Source organism: Streptomyces sp. NBC_00091 (genome assembly GCF_026343185.1).
GTDB lineage: Bacteria > Actinomycetota > Actinomycetes > Streptomycetales > Streptomycetaceae > Streptomyces.
This window is the reverse complement of the sequence record NZ_JAPEMA010000001.1, coordinates 2,714,269-2,728,418: the sequence shown is the minus strand read 5'-3', so window position 1 is coordinate 2,728,418 and position 14,150 is coordinate 2,714,269. Positions and strand designations below refer to the sequence as shown.

The 14,150-nt window shown below is 72.4% G+C and carries 14 protein-coding genes; 8 read left to right on the top strand and 6 right to left on the bottom strand.

The annotated features are described in order from the left end of the window. The first annotated feature begins 37 nt into the window (after window positions 1-37). Window positions 38-727: a TetR/AcrR family transcriptional regulator C-terminal domain-containing protein gene (locus tag OOK34_RS12505; RefSeq protein ID WP_267033921.1), complete on the top strand. Its 690-nt coding sequence runs from the start codon at window positions 38-40 to the stop codon at window positions 725-727. On the opposite strand, the gene OOK34_RS12500 is transcribed toward OOK34_RS12505, so the two are convergent. From OOK34_RS12500 to pdhA, 5 genes are all read right to left on the bottom strand, one after another. Next, entirely contained in the window at window positions 724-1,482 is a 759-nt protein-coding gene (locus OOK34_RS12500; protein WP_267033920.1) for a hypothetical protein, read from the bottom strand. The two genes, OOK34_RS12505 and OOK34_RS12500, sit on opposite strands and share 4 nt — an antisense overlap. A gap of 23 nt (window positions 1,483-1,505) precedes the next feature. Then, complete coding sequence (locus OOK34_RS12495) at window positions 1,506-2,492, bottom strand: GNAT family N-acetyltransferase (RefSeq protein ID WP_267033919.1); 987 nt, start codon at window positions 2,490-2,492, stop codon at window positions 1,506-1,508. Window positions 2,493-2,604: 112 nt separating this feature from the next. Next, window positions 2,605-4,074 (bottom strand): dihydrolipoamide acetyltransferase family protein, encoded by a 1,470-nt coding sequence (locus OOK34_RS12490; protein ID WP_267033918.1) that lies wholly within the window; start codon window positions 4,072-4,074, stop codon window positions 2,605-2,607. 13 nt (window positions 4,075-4,087) lie between these two features. Next, a complete protein-coding gene (locus OOK34_RS12485) occupies window positions 4,088-5,068 on the bottom strand; it encodes an alpha-ketoacid dehydrogenase subunit beta (RefSeq protein WP_267033917.1) in 981 nt (326 codons plus the stop codon). Beyond that, the gene (gene pdhA, locus OOK34_RS12480) at window positions 5,068-6,276 is read right to left on the bottom strand and encodes a pyruvate dehydrogenase (acetyl-transferring) E1 component subunit alpha (RefSeq protein ID WP_267033916.1); all 1,209 of its coding nucleotides are present in this window, start codon (window positions 6,274-6,276) and stop codon (window positions 5,068-5,070) included. Before pdhA ends, OOK34_RS12485 begins: the two co-directional genes overlap by 1 nt. Window positions 6,277-6,601: 325 nt before the next feature. On the opposite strand from pdhA, the gene OOK34_RS12475 reads away from it, so the two are divergent. Further along, entirely contained in the window at window positions 6,602-7,261 is a 660-nt protein-coding gene (locus OOK34_RS12475) for a response regulator transcription factor (protein ID WP_267033915.1), read from the top strand. A gap of 187 nt (window positions 7,262-7,448) precedes the next feature. Further along, a complete protein-coding gene (locus OOK34_RS12470) occupies window positions 7,449-7,874 on the top strand; it encodes a pyridoxamine 5'-phosphate oxidase family protein (RefSeq protein WP_267033914.1) in 426 nt (141 codons plus the stop codon). Between the two features lie 43 nt (window positions 7,875-7,917). On the opposite strand, the gene OOK34_RS12465 is transcribed toward OOK34_RS12470, so the two are convergent. Further along, entirely contained in the window at window positions 7,918-9,516 is a 1,599-nt protein-coding gene (locus tag OOK34_RS12465; protein WP_267033913.1) for a protein kinase, read from the bottom strand. Window positions 9,517-9,742: 226 nt separating this feature from the next. On the opposite strand from OOK34_RS12465, the gene OOK34_RS12460 reads away from it, so the two are divergent. From OOK34_RS12460 to OOK34_RS12440, 5 genes are all read left to right on the top strand, one after another. After that, window positions 9,743-11,413, top strand: coding sequence for a protein kinase (locus tag OOK34_RS12460; RefSeq protein WP_267033912.1), 1,671 nt, complete (start codon window positions 9,743-9,745; stop codon window positions 11,411-11,413). Window positions 11,414-11,520: 107 nt separating this feature from the next. Then, window positions 11,521-11,958, top strand: coding sequence for a hypothetical protein (locus OOK34_RS12455; RefSeq protein WP_267033911.1), 438 nt, complete (start codon window positions 11,521-11,523; stop codon window positions 11,956-11,958). 129 nt (window positions 11,959-12,087) lie between these two features. After that, entirely contained in the window at window positions 12,088-12,609 is a 522-nt protein-coding gene (locus OOK34_RS12450; RefSeq protein WP_267033910.1) for a hypothetical protein, read from the top strand. Window positions 12,610-12,679: 70 nt separating this feature from the next. Next, window positions 12,680-13,342 (top strand): PadR family transcriptional regulator, encoded by a 663-nt coding sequence (locus OOK34_RS12445; RefSeq protein ID WP_267033909.1) that lies wholly within the window; start codon window positions 12,680-12,682, stop codon window positions 13,340-13,342. Between the two features lie 24 nt (window positions 13,343-13,366). Continuing rightward, a complete protein-coding gene (locus OOK34_RS12440) occupies window positions 13,367-14,116 on the top strand; it encodes an ABC transporter ATP-binding protein (RefSeq protein WP_267033908.1) in 750 nt (249 codons plus the stop codon). The last annotated feature ends 34 nt before the right edge of the window (window positions 14,117-14,150 follow it).

Sequence of the window (14,150 nt, the reverse complement as noted above, 5' to 3'; positions counted from 1 at the left end):
ACGGTCGTTGCACATTGATGAGGAGGCGGGTGTGGTGATGGTGGTCGGTAACGACGCCCGGACGGCGGCGCAGGCACAGTGCGAGGTCACGCCGCGGAAGCTGGCGAAGCGGATCGCCCTCGCGAAGTCGGCCTGCGGGGTCTTCGGCCGCGAGGGATACGCGCGGGCCTCCGTCGACGCGCTCGCCGCGGCGGCCGGGGTCTCCACGCGCACCCTCTACAACCACTTCCCCGGCGGCAAGGCGGAGCTCTTCGCCACCGTCGTCACCTGGACGTCGGGCGAGGTGCGCGACGCCCACCTCGCCAAGGTGCGCGCCCTGCTCGACCCCGCGCTCCCGCCCCACCCGGACAACCTGGAACGCGATCTGACCGCCCTCGCACGCGCGTTGGTCGACGTGATGTCCGAGCACTCCGACCACTTCGCGCTGGTCCGCCACATCCACGCCGAGGCCGACCACGTGCCGTCGGAGGTGCTGGAGGCCTGGAAGGAAGCCGGACCGCGCCCGGTCGCCCGCGCGCTCGCCGACGCGATGGCGGGCCTGGCCGCCGCCGGGCTGATCGACGTACACGGCGACCCGGACCTGGCGGGCGCTCACTTCGTCACGCTGGCCTCGCAGTCGATCGTGCAGCAGTCCCACTACGGCGTCCTCCCCCTGACGGAGGAGGAGACCGACCGCCTGCTGACGGGCGGGGTCGCGGCCTTCCTGCGCGCCTACCGCACCACCTAGGGCAGTTCTGGACGGATCCGCGACCAGGCCTCCAGCGCCACCGCCGACGGGTCGCCGTCCGCGAGGTACGGGCGGGCGGCGTCCGTCCAGCGCAGCAGGTTCTTCACATGGCGCAGGTGCAGGATCGCCGCCCGGGGCAGCTCCCGCCAGACGCGGGCCCGCTCGGCCGCCTCCGCCGGGGAGAGGTCGACCAGGGCGAGCGCCTCCCGGCACAGGGCGGCCGGGTCACCGCCCCGGCCGGGCCCGAACTCCCGGATCAGGTAGCAGCGTACGAAGGCCAGGTCGATCCCCCGGACCAGGTCGGAGGCCTCCTCCGCCGCCGCGCAGCGGTACGCCGCCGCCTGCGCGAGGCGGCCCCAGCGCAGCCGCACCCCGTCGGGCAGCAGGTCGTCCTGCATGCCGCCCACCGCCAGGCTGCGCAGCGTCCGCGGACGGGGCTCGTCCGTCAGCGGCGGCCCGGTGGCCAGCCAGGCCTCCAGTTCGGCCAGGGCGTGCCCGTCGGGCGGTACGGAGGTCAGCACCTGCCCCCGGCTGAGCAGCGCGACGACGGCGCCCGCGAGGCGGACCCGCGCCGTGTGCCCGGCGTCGAAGAAGTCGACCGCCCGTCCGTACCGCTCTATCCCGCGCAGCCAGACCCTCGACTCCCCGGCCGCGTACACCTGTCCGGCCCGGGCCACCCCGCCGACGCACCGTACGAGGCACACCCCACCGGTGACGTCGGCCTCCTCCACGGCATACACCTGCAACTCGGCCATCGGCATCCCGGGAGGCTACCGCCTCAGGCCGCGGGCGGTTCCTCCAGCACGAGGCGGATCTCGGTGACCCCGTAGCCGGCCCGGTCGAAGGCGGCGGCCATCGGGAGGTTGACGGTGTCGGTGGTCGCGGTGATGCGCTCGGCGCCCTCGGAGGCGTGGAAGCGGGTGATCTCGGCGAGGATCTCGTCGATCAGGCCCCGGCCGCGCTGCTCGGGGACGACGCCCAGGTAGCCGACGTTGCGGTGGTAGGGGGTCGCGGAGGGGATGGCCATCCCGGCCAGGGTGCCGTCGGGAAGGTGCGCGAGGCGCCACCAGGAGCGCTCGCCCGGGCAGTCGCGGTAGTACTCGAAGTCGTCGCGGGCGAATTCCTCCTCGGTCATCGTGCGCAGTCCGTCCTGCGTGCCCAGGTCGAGGCTGCCGCGCGAGAGCCGGCCGAAGACGTCGAGGAACTCCTCGTCGGTGCCCTCGCGGAAGACGAGCTTCCCGCTGGGCTCGCCGGTCCCGGCGGCCGGCGCCCACTCGTAGCGCAGCCGCTCGATCTCGCGGGTCAGGCCGGTCCGCCGCGCGGCCTCCTGCCGCCAGGCCACCGCCTCGACCAGGGCCTCGTCCTCTCGCCAGCCCCGGGGCAGGGAGAGGTTGTAGCCGGGGCGCTTGCCGAAGGCGGTGTGCCCGGCCTCCAGCAGCCCGGCGGCCACGGCGGCCGGATCGGCGACCGTGGAGCGGACCTGGAGGCAGTCGAGGGCGATCGGCCGCTCGCTGTCGGCGCGGCCCCACCACAGGGCGCGGGCCAGCACCTCGCCGTTGTCGTCCTCGGCGAACCAGGTCCACTCGGGGCGGAAGCGGTTCGCCTCGAACTCCTCGCGGACGCGGTCGGGAGCGAGGGCGGCGACGGGCCCGTCGGCCTGGTAGGCCAGGGCGCGGTCGAGGCCGGCGGGGTATGCGGCGGGCTCTGCGGGGCCGGCGGGGTCTGCCGTGGCGGCGGGGTCTGCGGTGGCGGCACGGAATCTCATCCGCCGATGATCACACTGCCCCACCACCCCCGACCAGCGTTTTTGCCGGTCGAACGCCCGACGGCCGGGCCCCTGGAGGGGGTCCGGCCGTCGGTGGGTGTCAGCGCTCGCGCTACGACCAGGTGACCAGCCGGCGCGGGTGTTCCAGGACCGCCGCGATGTCGGCCAGGAAGCGGGAGCCCAGCTCGCCGTCGATGAGACGGTGGTCGAACGACAGGGCCAGGGTGGTGACCTGGCGCGGCTTCACCTTGCCCTTGTGGACCCACGGCTGGAGCTTGATCGCGCCGACCGCGAGGATCGCGGACTCGCCGGGGTTCAGGATGGGCGTACCGGTGTCGACGCCGAAGACGCCGACGTTGGTGATGGTGAGGGTGCCGTTCTGCATGTCGGCCGGGGAGGTCTTGCCGTCGCGGGCCGTGGCGACCAGGTCGGACAGGCCCGTCGACAGCTCCGCCAGGGTCTTGGCGTGCGCGTCCTTGATGTTCGGGACGATCAGCCCGCGCGGGGTGGCCGCCGCGATGCCCAGGTTGACGTAGTGCTTGAGCACGATCTCCTGGGCCGCCTCGTCCCAGGAGGCGTTGACCTCCGGGTTGCGGCGGACGGCCACGAGGACGGCCTTGGCGATCAGGAGCAGCGGGTTGATGCGGAGCCCGGCGAGGTCCGGGTCCTCCTTGAGCTCCTGGACCAGCTTCATCGTGCGCGTCACGTCGAGGGTGATGAACTCGGTGACGTGCGGCGCGGTGAAGGCGGAGTTGACCATGGCCTGGGCGGTGACCTTGCGGACGCCCTTGACCGGGATACGGGTCTCCCGGGCGGTCGCGGGGACTGCCGGGGCCGTCTCGGCCGGGGCCGGTACGACCGCTGCCACGGGCGCGGGGGCGGCGGCCGGGGCCGGCGCCTGCGGGGTGATCGCGGCCGCCGCGGCGGCGTGCACGTCCTCCCGGGTCACGACCCCGCCGTCGCCGGTGGGGACCACCGCGGCCAGGTCGATGCCGAGGTCCTTGGCGAGCTTGCGCACGGGCGGCTTGGCCAGCGGCCGCTCCGCCGTCGGCTGCGCCGTGCCGTTGCCGTTGGCGTACGCGGTGCCGTTCTGCGGGGCCGCGGCAGCGGGGGCCGGCTGCGCCGGAACCACGGCCGGGGCGGCCGGAGCCGTACCGTTCTGGGCGGCCGCGGGGGCCTTGCGCGGGCGGCGCTTCGTGGACGCGGTGGAGACGCCGTAGCCGACGAGCACGGGCTGGCGGCCCTCGGCCACCGGCTCCTCCTCGGCCGGAGCGGCCGCGGCGGCCGGAGCAGCCGGAGCGGCGGCCTCCGAGCCCGCCGGGGCCTCGTCGCCCCCGGCCGGACCGGTCTCGACGGAGATGATGACCTGGCCGACGTCGACCGTCACGCCCTCCTCGAAGAGCAGCGCGTGCACCACCCCGTCGAAGGGGATCGGCAGCTCCACGGCCGCCTTCGCCGTCTCGACCTCGCAGACGACCTGCCCGTCGGTGACCGTGTCACCCGGCTGGACGTACCACTTGAGGATCTCGGCCTCGGTCAGGCCCTCGCCCACGTCGGGCATCTTGAATTCGCGGATCGTCATGGCAGGGCTCTCCTCAGTACGCCAGCGAGCGGTCGACGGCGTCGAGCACCCTGTCCAGGCCCGGCAGGTACTCGTCCTCCAGGCGGGCCGGCGGGTACGGGGCGTGGAAGCCGCCCACGCGCAGTACCGGCGCCTCCAGGTGGTAGAAGCACCGCTCCGTGATGCGGGCGGCGATCTCCGCGCCCATACCGAGGAACACCGGGGCCTCGTGGACGACCACGAGCCGGCGGGTCCGCTCCACCGACGCCTGGATCCCGTCGAAGTCGACCGGGGACATCGAGCGCAGGTCCACGACCTCCACCGACTTGCCCTCCTCGGCGGCCGCGGCCGCCGCCTCCAGGCAGACCTTCACCATCGGGCCGTACGCGGCCAGGGTGACGTCCGTGCCGGCGCGGGCGACCCGCGCCTTGTGGAGCTCGCCGGGGATGGCCTCGGTGTCGACCTCGCCCTTGTCCCAGTAGCGGCGCTTCGGCTCGAAGAAGATCACCGGGTCGTCGCTGAGGATCGCCTGCTGGAGCATCCAGTACGCGTCGCTCGCGTTCGACGGCGAGACCACCTTCAGGCCCGGGACGTGCGCGAAGAGCGCCTCGGGGGACTCGCTGTGGTGCTCGACCGCGCCGATGCCGCCGGCGTACGGGATGCGCACGACGACCGGCAGCTTGATCTTGCCGAGCGCGCGGGCGTGCATCTTCGCGAGCTGCGTGACGATCTGGTCGTACGCGGGGAAGACGAACCCGTCGAACTGGATCTCCACGACCGGCCGGTAGCCGCGCAGGGCCAGGCCGATGGCGGTGCCGACGATGCCGGACTCGGCGAGCGGGGTGTCGATGACCCGCTCCTCGCCGAAGTCCTTCTGGAGGCCGTCGGTGATCCGGAAGACGCCGCCCAGCTTGCCGACGTCCTCGCCCATGATCAGGACCTTGGGGTCCGTCTCCAGGGCCTTGCGCAGCGAATTGTTGAGCGCCTTCGCGATCGAAAGCTTCTCGACTGCCATCAGTGACCCTCCTCGAAGGACGCGAGGTAGGCCGCGAACTGGGCGCGCTCCTCGTCGACGAGCGCGTGCCCGTCCGCGTAGACGTTCTCGAAGATCGCCATGGTGTCGGGGTCGGGCATGGAGCGCACGACCTCGCGCACCCGCTTGCCCAGGACCTCGCTCTCGGCCTCCAGCTCCTCGAAGAACGCCTCGTCGGCGCCCCCGGTGGCCAGCAGGTGGGTCTTCAGGCGCAGGATCGGGTCCTTCGCCTCCCAGGCCGCGGTCTCCTCGTCGAGCCGGTACTTGGTCGGGTCGTCGGAGGTGGTGTGCGCGCCCATGCGGTAGGTGAAGGCCTCGACCAGGGTCGGGCCCTCCCCGCGGCGGGCCCGCTCCAGCGCCCAGCGGGTGACCGCGAGGCAGGCCAGGACGTCGTTGCCGTCGACGCGGACGCCGGGGAAGCCGAAGCCCTGCGCGCGCTGGTAGAGCGGCACGCGCATCTGGCGCTCGGTCGGCTCGGAGATGGCCCACTGGTTGTTCTGGCAGAAGAACACCACGGGGGAGTTGTAGACGGCCGAGAAGGTGAAGGCCTCGGCCACGTCGCCCTGGCTGGACGCGCCGTCGCCGAAGTAGGCGATGACCGCCGAGTCGGCGCCGTCCTTGGCCACACCCATCGCGTAACCGGTCGCGTGCAGGGTCTGCGAGCCGATGACGATCGTGTACAGGTGGAAGTTGTTGGTGTTCGGGTCCCAGCCGCCGTGGTTCACACCGCGGAACATGCCGAGCAGGTTGGTCGGGTCGACGCCCCGGCACCAGGCCACGCCGTGCTCCCGGTAGGTCGGGAAGACGTAGTCGTCGTCGCGCAGGGCCCGGCCGGAGCCGATCTGCGCGGCCTCCTGGCCCAGCAGCGAGGCCCACAGGCCCAGCTCGCCCTGGCGCTGGAGGGCGGTCGCCTCGCCGTCGAAGCGGCGGGTCAGGACCATGTCGCGGTAGAGACCGCGCAGGTCCTCGGTGGTGATGTCCGCGACGAAGGGCGCGAATTCCGCGATGTCGGGGTTGCCCTCGACCTCGACCCGTTCACCCTCGGGCGTCAGCAGTTGTACGAGCTGAGGCTCGGCGTCGTGCGGCTGTGCGGTGGCAGCGGCGGTCTTGCGGGCGCTTGCCGCTCCGGCCGCCCGCTTGGTGCCGCTGCTGCGTCGCGGCTTGCGCGCGGCAGTGCTCTCCACGGTCACGTGTGCTCCTCCGTCGGTCCGGCACCCGGGTTCTCCGGGGACCAGTGCGGCTCACCTGTATCCGTACCCGTGCACGGGGTGGGTGCACGGCACGTATCGGATTCAGGCGTGACAGGTGCCCCGGCGAGTGCCCTGCGCACAGCACGTTACCCAGTGCGACGCATAACTGCGAAACCCCGTTTGACCTGCGATTTTGCTTGGATATCCAAGTAAATCGGCCGCTGCGGGAACATCCACTGGTCACAGCCTTGCAGGGGGCCGGAACAACGGCACGTTATCCCGGGTAACTCCGGCAGGGAAGAGGTGAGTGTGTGAAGATGACTTCGTGCGCGAAGACGGAAAAATCAAGGTATTTCTCCTGGACGACCACGAAGTGGTACGTCGGGGCGTTCATGAGCTTTTGTCGGTCGAAGAGGACATCGAGATCGTCGGCGAGGCCGGTACGGCGGCCGACGCCCTGGTCCGCATCCCGGCCACCCGCCCCGACGTGGCGGTTCTCGACGTACGGCTGCCCGACGGCAGTGGTGTGGAGGTCTGCCGCGAGGTGCGCTCCCAGAACGAGGACATCAAGTGCCTGATGCTCACCTCGTTCGCCGACGACGAGGCGCTGTTCGACGCGATCATGGCGGGTGCCTCGGGCTACGTCCTCAAGGCGATCCGCGGAAACGAGCTGCTCAGCGCCGTACGGGACGTGGCGGCCGGCAGGTCGCTGCTGGACCCCGTCGCCACCGCGCGGGTGCTGGAGCGGCTGCGCGACGGCAAGAACGGCAAGGGTGACGACCGGCTCTCCAACCTCACCGAGCAGGAGCGGAAGATCCTCGACCTGATCGGCGAGGGCCTGACGAACCGCGTGATCGGCGAGCGCCTGCACCTGGCCGAGAAGACGATCAAGAACTACGTCTCCAGCCTGCTGTCCAAGCTGGGCATGGAGCGCCGATCCCAGGCCGCCGCGTACGTGGCCCGCCTCCAGGCGGAGAAGCGCTAGCAGGGTTCCAGGGGGCGGATCACCCCGCCTCGACCCGCTGCGGACCGTTCCTCGAGCGGTTCTCCAGTGTGACGCCCCGTGGCCGCGTGATGCCCCGGGGCACACTGTTCAATTCGGGACCAACGTCCTCGATCATCGGGGCGGGCTCCTCTTTCCGGCGCTCCGCCGGTGCCCGAGAGTGGTCTGCATGTCCCCAGAGGAACTCCAGGCCATCGACCTGCTGCGCCGCGTGCCCTACGGCCGGGTCGCGACCAGCATGCGCGCGCTCCCTTTCCTCGCCGTCGCCCGCCACATCGTGGTGGACGGCAGGGTCGTCCTGAGAATGCACGCCGGTTTCGGCTATCACCAGGCCTGCAACGGCAGTGTCGTGGCCTACGGGGCCGACAACTTCAATTCCGGGGAGCCGTCGCTCTGGACGGTGCAGTGCACCGGAACCGCGCAGCTCGTCGAACCGGCCACCGCGGAACTGGAACTATTCGGTCCGGGGCCGCATTTCGTGGACGGGGAAGTGTTCGACCCCGTCTACATGCGCATCGAACCCCAGCTCGTCACCGCGCACACCCTGGCCGGGAATCCGGCGTGCCGGGACCGGCGGTTCCAGCACGCGCTGTGAAAGGGCCCGGAGGAAGGAATTCCACCGGGCCCTGTTCATATGCCTATTCGACTTCGCTGACCGGGCTTCCGCCGCCGCCCGTAGGCGGCGTGGTCTTCGGAGGCTCCACCGGCGGGGTGGTCTTCGGAGGCTCGGTCGGCGGGGTGGTCTTCGGCGACTCGACCGGCGGGCTGCTCTTCGGCGGCGGGGTGGTGCTCGGCGTGAACTTGCTGCGGCTCGGGGTGGGCGCGAACGTCTCGTCTTCGTGCGAGCGGCCCGTCTCCGCGCTCGGCGAGGTCGACGGGGTGTCCTGCGTGCTGTTGCTGCTGCTCGGCGACGTGGCCGGGGTGGTCACGTTGGTCTTCGGCTTGTTGCCGCCCCCGCCGAGACCACCGCTCTTGACGGCGTACGCGACACCGCCGGCGATCGCGAGCACCGCGAGCACCGCGAAGAGCCAGGCCTTCCACTTGCCGCCGCCGCGGCGGTCGTCGTAGCCGTCGTACCCGCCGTGGCCGCCCTGGCCGCGGCCGTGCCCGTGGTTGCCGCCGCCCGGGAAGGCCGTGCCGTCGTCCGGGTTCAGCGGGGGCACCATCGGCTGCTGGAACTGCGAGGTCGTGGCGTGCGAGGGGTACTGCTGGCGCGGGCCGCCGTTGCCGCCCGCCGCCATCGCCGCGGTGTTCGCGCCGCCCGGCTGGCCCTGCGGGAGCGCCATGGTGACGGGGCCGGTGTTCCAGGTGCCGGTGTTCGGCCCCTGGTCCTGGAGCATCTGGAGCGCGTACTGGACGAGCCCGCGCATCTCCTCGGCACTCTGGAAGCGGTCGTCCGGGTCCTTGGCGAGCGACCGCATGACCATGCCGTCGAGTTCGTGCGGGATCGTGTGGCCCTCGGGCAGCTGCGAGGGCGGGATCGGCGCGTCCTGGACGTGCTGGTAGACCACCGACAGCGGGGTCTCCCCGGTGAAGGGGGGCCGCAGCGCGAGGAGTTCGTAGAGCAGGCAGCCGGTGGCGTACAGGTCGCTGCGGTGGTCCACGGCCTTGCCGAGGGCCTGTTCGGGCGACAGGTACTGCGGGGTGCCCATGACCATGCCGGTCTGGGTCATCGTCGACTGCGCGCCGTGCAGGGCGCGGGCGATGCCGAAGTCCATCACCTTCACCGCGCCGGTGTTGGTGATGATGACGTTGGCGGGCTTGATGTCGCGGTGCACGATGCCGTGCTGGTGCGAGTACGCGAGCGCTTCCAGCACGCCCGACACGATGATGAGGGCCTGCTCGGGCCCCGGGGCCTCGGCGCTGATCAGCAGGTCGCGGATGGTGCGGCCCTCGACCAGCTCCATCACGATGTAGGGGACCACGTTCGGCCCGACCCGGTCCTCGCCCGAGTCGTACACGGCGACGACGGCGTGGTGGTTGAGGCCGGCGACCGACTGCGCCTCACGGGTGAAACGGGCCTTGGAAACCGGGTCCTCGGCCAGGTCGGCGCGCAGCAGCTTGACGGCCACGGTGCGGCCCAGCCGGACGTCCTCGGCCGCGAACACCTCCGCCATGCCGCCGCGGCCCAGGCGGTGGGTCAGCCGGTAGCGGCCGTCACCCACGAGGCCGCCGGCGCCCCAGTGCTCAGGACCGTCGGTCATCCCGGCGCCGTTTCCCTCGGGTTCGGGTGCCATCAGTCCTCGCCGTCGTCTCTCTCGTCCGCTCTAGCGGTGGGTCCTCATCGGGTGCTCCGATGAACGCTACAGCCTCCGAACCGGTCACCGTTCGGACACAGACGCCCCGTAGGCCCGTGGTCACGGAACGGGCACCGGCTTGACGTGTGCTTGCCCTCCGGCAGACTGGGCGCGACATGCGCTCAGCCAGACGCGTAGGGACACAGCCCGAGGGGAAGCAACAGTCATGAGCCAGGACGCCACACAGGGCCGGTACGCAGGCGGCTCCCTGGCCGGTGGCCGTTACCAGCTAAGGGATTTGCTGGGCGAGGGAGGCATGGCCTCGGTCTACCTCGCGTACGACTCCGCCCTCGACCGCCAGGTCGCGATCAAGACCCTGCACAGCGAACTGGGGCGCGAGGCGTCCTTCCGCGAGCGCTTCCGGCGTGAAGCGCAGGCTGTTGCGAAACTGTCGCACACCAATATCGTCTCGGTCTTCGACACGGGCGAGGGAACGGTCACGTTCGCCGCCGACGCGGGCGACGCCACCGTCATGCCGTACATCGTCATGGAGTACGTGGAGGGCCAGCCGCTCGGCTCCGTCCTCGACACGGACATCCGCCAGTACGGGGCCATGCCGGCGGAGAAGGCGCTGAAGGTGACGGCCGACGTGCTGGCCGCGCTGGAGACCAGTCACGAGATGGGCCTGGTCCACCGTGACATCAAGCCCGGCAACGTGATGATGACCAAGCGCGGCGTGGTCAAGGTGATGGACTTCGGCATCGCCCGGGCCATGCAGTCGGGGGTCACCTCGATGACGCAGACCGGCATGGTCGTCGGCACCCCTCAGTACCTGTCGCCCGAGCAGGCGCTGGGGCGCGGTGTGGACGCCCGCTCCGACCTGTACTCCGTCGGCATCATGCTGTTCCAGCTGCTGACGGGCCGGATCCCCTTCGAGGCGGACTCGCCGCTGGCGATCGCGTACGCGCACGTCCAGGAGGAGCCGGTGGCTCCGTCGTCCATCAACCGGGCGGTCACCCCGGCGATGGACGCGCTGGTGGCGCGGGCCCTGAAGAAGAACCCGAACGAGCGTTTCCCGACGGCCTCGGCCATGCGGGACGAGATCCTGCGCGTGATGTCGGCCGGGCAGACCGGCGCCCCGGTCATCGTCCCGGGCGCCGTGACCGGCGGCAGCGGGGCGGGAGTGGGCTCGGCCGTCTTCCCGCCGGTGGACTCCGGTTTCCAGGCACCGCCGCCGCAGTCGCTCCAGCAGCCCTACCAGGCCCCGCAGACCCCGCCGCCGTCCCCGTACGCACCCCAGACGCATCAGCAGCCCCAGCAGCCCCAGCAGCAGGGCGGTTACGCGTACCCGCACACCCCGGCGCCGGTGCCGCAGCAGCAGTACGCCCCGCAGACCCCGCCGCCGTTCACCATCTCGCCCTCGCCCGCCCCGGCGGCCTCCTCGGGCGGCGGCAAGCGGAACACGCCGGTCGTCGTCGGGGCGATCGTCGTGGCCCTGCTGGCCGTCGGCGGTCTGATCGCGGTGCTGAACATGGACGAGGACAAGGACGAGGGGAACTCGGCCTCCCCGTCGGCCTCGGCGTCCGCGTCGGGCTCGGCCAAGGCGGGCCACAAGGGGCCGGACCCCTCGCGCACGATCGAGCTGGAGAAGTGCAAGAGCCCGACGAAGTCCTACAAGGACGCCACCAAGGTCGTGGCCCCGGACTTCCGGTACAAGAACCTGCGCTCGGTGAAGGAGTGCCTCCAGGCGGCGGGCTGGAGGGTCACCGTCCAGGACCGCGACGAGACCGTCTACGGCCAGGACACCGTCCTGGAGCAGCTGCCGGCCTCCGGCACCGACATCCCCAAGGAGAGCACCGAGTTCACGCTGGTCGTCTCCACCGGCAACCCCCAGTAGTCCCAGCGCGTACGCGACGGCCGCGGCCACTTCGGCCGCGGCCGTCGCGCGTCGGTGCGCCTCGGTGCGCCGGGGGCGGCGCGCGCGGGATGGTTCCTCCACACACGATGGAGGAACCCTTGCGCAACGTCTCGCGACTCCTGACCGCGGCGGCCTTCGCCGCCGCCGCCACCGCCCTGCTGATCGCCCCCGCGTCCGCCGCCGCGTCCGTCACCTCGGACTGCTCCTCCCCCGGGGCCTACGGCAGCGCCACCTGGACCTGGGGCGGCAAGAACAGCCTGCGCGACCTGCGGCTGACGGCCGTGGACACCGCCGACGACTCCCGGATCGCGGGGGTGCGGCTGTACACCCTCGACGCGAAGGGCAACAGCCGGTACTGGCAGTGGCGGCTGAACAGCAACGGCTCGGGCAGCAGCCAGAGCTGGAACACCTCCCTGGACGACGCCCGGGGCATCACCCGGGTCGGCGTGGAGGCCGCCGCCTTCACCGATGGCGGCTACCAGCGGCTCTGCGGCTCCGGCTCGCTGGCCAACCCGTACCGCTAAGCCGGTGGTAGTGGCATCCCGGGCACCCTGACGGGCCGCCCGGGATGCCTGTTTTGCCCCACTATGTCAACCTGAGTGCGACGCCTCGACATCCGGCGTCCGGGCCGCACGGAAGGGGAGGGGCACCCCGTGACTCGACACCTCCGACTGCCGCGCCGGACGGCCGCGGCCGCGCTGGCCGCCGCCGCGCTGCTGGCCGCCGCGCCGGCGAGCGCCGCCCCCGCCGCCGCCCCTGTCCGTGCCGCCGGCGCCGTCGCGGCCCCGCGCTCCGACGACGGGGACGGGGAGCACCTCCCGGAGGCAGTCGAGGAGGTACCGCAGGAGGCTTACGAGGAGCTCGCCGGCAGCGCCGCGGGCGTCGGGCGGGAGCACCCGGGGCGGCCCGCCGGCGCGCCGGTCGGCCCCGAGTTCGTCGCCCTCTCCCGGCCCGTGCGACCGGTCCACCCGGTGCCTCCGCCGCAGGTGCGGCCGGAGCCCGTCACCCCGCCGAGCGCCGTCCCGAGCCCGCCCGGCCCGGTCACGGCACTCGGTACGGAGCCCAACGAACGGGCCGCCGACCTGGCCGCGCACCTGCTGCCGCTGGGCACGGGGCTGGCCCTGATGGGGCTCGGGCTCGGCTACATGGGCATGCGGCTGCGACGGGGGCGGTAGGGGGAGAGCGCGGGGCCGGAGGTGCCGGGGCGGCTTGCGAGAGGGAGCATACTCGGTATACATACTGAGTATGTCGATCCGTCACGGCCTTCTCGCACTGCTGGAACGCGGCCCCCGCTACGGCTCCCAGCTGCGCACCGAGTTCGAATCCCGCACCGGCTCCACCTGGCCCCTCAACGTCGGGCAGGTGTACACCACCCTGGCCCGCCTGGAGCGCGACGGACTCGTCGCCCCCGGCGGCGAGGACGCGGCCGGCCACACCCTCTACGCCATCACCGACACCGGACGCACCGAACTGCACGAGTGGTACGAGCGCCCCGTCGACCGTGCCAACCCGCCCCGCGACGAGCTGTCCATCAAGCTCGCCATGGCCGTGGGCGCACCCGGCGTGGACATCCGCGCCGTCATCCAGTCCCAGCGGCACGCCACGATCAAGGCGATGCAGGACTACACCCGGCTCAAGGCCCGGGCCCTCGCCGCCATCGAGAGCGGCACGTCGCGCGAACGCGACGACCTGGCCTGGCTGCTGGTCCTGGAACAGCTGATCTTCCAGACCGAGGCCGAGGCCCGCTGGCTCGACCACTGCGAGTCCCGGCTCGTCCGGCTGGCCGCGCTCGGCCCGGCCACCGCCGGGGCGGACGCCGACGCCGGCGCCGCCGAACCTCCTCCGTCCCGTGCCACCACCGGCACCACCGGCACCACCAGCCCCGCCGCCCGCACGCGGCGCGGCTGAACGACCGTTCCAGGGGGATCCCTCATGCCCGACCAGCACAGCCACAGCTCCCAGCCCGTACTCCAGCTGGACCGACTCGTCCGCACGCACGGCAGCGGCGCCACCGAGGTGCACGCCCTGCGCGGGGTCGACCTCAGCGTCCACCCCGGCGAACTCGTCGCCGTCATGGGCCCGTCCGGCTCCGGCAAGTCCACCCTGCTCACCCTCGCCGGCGGGCTCGACAGCCCCACCAGCGGCCGCGTCCTGGTCGAGGGCGTCGACATCACCACCGCCGGCCGCAGGCAGCTGGCCGCGCTGCGCCGCCGCAGCATCGGCTACGTCTTCCAGGACTACAACCTGATCCCGGCCCTCACCGCCGCCGAGAACGTGGCCCTGCCCCTCGAACTCGACGGGACCTCCGCCCGCAAGGCCCGCCGCTGCGCCCTCGCCGCGCTGGAGGAAATCGGCCTGCTCCGGCTCGCCGACCGCTTCCCCGACGAGATGTCCGGCGGCCAGCAGCAGCGCGTGGCCATCTCCCGCGCCCTGGTCGGCGAGCGCCGCCTGGTCCTGGCCGACGAGCCCACCGGCGCCCTCGACTCCGAGACCGGCGAGTCCGTGCTCGCGCTGCTGCGCTCCCGCTGCGACGCGGGCGCGGCCGGGATCCTCGTCACGCACGAACCCCGGTTCGCCGCCTGGGCGGACCGGGTCGTCTTCCTGCGCGACGGCAGCGTCGTCGACGAGACCCTGCGCAGCCACGCCGACTCCCTGCTCACCGGGCGGGCGGCCGGCCTGTGACCTCCCCGCTCACCGCCTGGTACCACTCCTGGAT

Coding starts and splice junctions, on each gene's coding strand:
- OOK34_RS12495 (WP_267033919.1), bottom strand. CDS start 2,492: ATGAGATTCCGTGCCGCCACCGCAGACCCCGCCGCCACGGCAGACCCC.
- OOK34_RS12445 (WP_267033909.1), top strand. CDS start 12,680: ATGTCGATCCGTCACGGCCTTCTCGCACTGCTGGAACGCGGCCCCCGC.
- OOK34_RS12455 (WP_267033911.1), top strand. CDS start 11,521: ATGGAGGAACCCTTGCGCAACGTCTCGCGACTCCTGACCGCGGCGGCC.
- OOK34_RS12485 (WP_267033917.1), bottom strand. CDS start 5,068: ATGGCAGTCGAGAAGCTTTCGATCGCGAAGGCGCTCAACAATTCGCTG.
- OOK34_RS12440 (WP_267033908.1), top strand. CDS start 13,367: ATGCCCGACCAGCACAGCCACAGCTCCCAGCCCGTACTCCAGCTGGAC.
- OOK34_RS12490 (WP_267033918.1), bottom strand. CDS start 4,074: ATGACGATCCGCGAATTCAAGATGCCCGACGTGGGCGAGGGCCTGACC.
- OOK34_RS12460 (WP_267033912.1), top strand. CDS start 9,743: ATGAGCCAGGACGCCACACAGGGCCGGTACGCAGGCGGCTCCCTGGCC.
- OOK34_RS12500 (WP_267033920.1), bottom strand. CDS start 1,482: ATGGCCGAGTTGCAGGTGTATGCCGTGGAGGAGGCCGACGTCACCGGT.
- OOK34_RS12470 (WP_267033914.1), top strand. CDS start 7,449: ATGTCCCCAGAGGAACTCCAGGCCATCGACCTGCTGCGCCGCGTGCCC.
- OOK34_RS12505 (WP_267033921.1), top strand. CDS start 38: ATGGTGGTCGGTAACGACGCCCGGACGGCGGCGCAGGCACAGTGCGAG.
- OOK34_RS12465 (WP_267033913.1), bottom strand. CDS start 9,516: ATGGCACCCGAACCCGAGGGAAACGGCGCCGGGATGACCGACGGTCCT.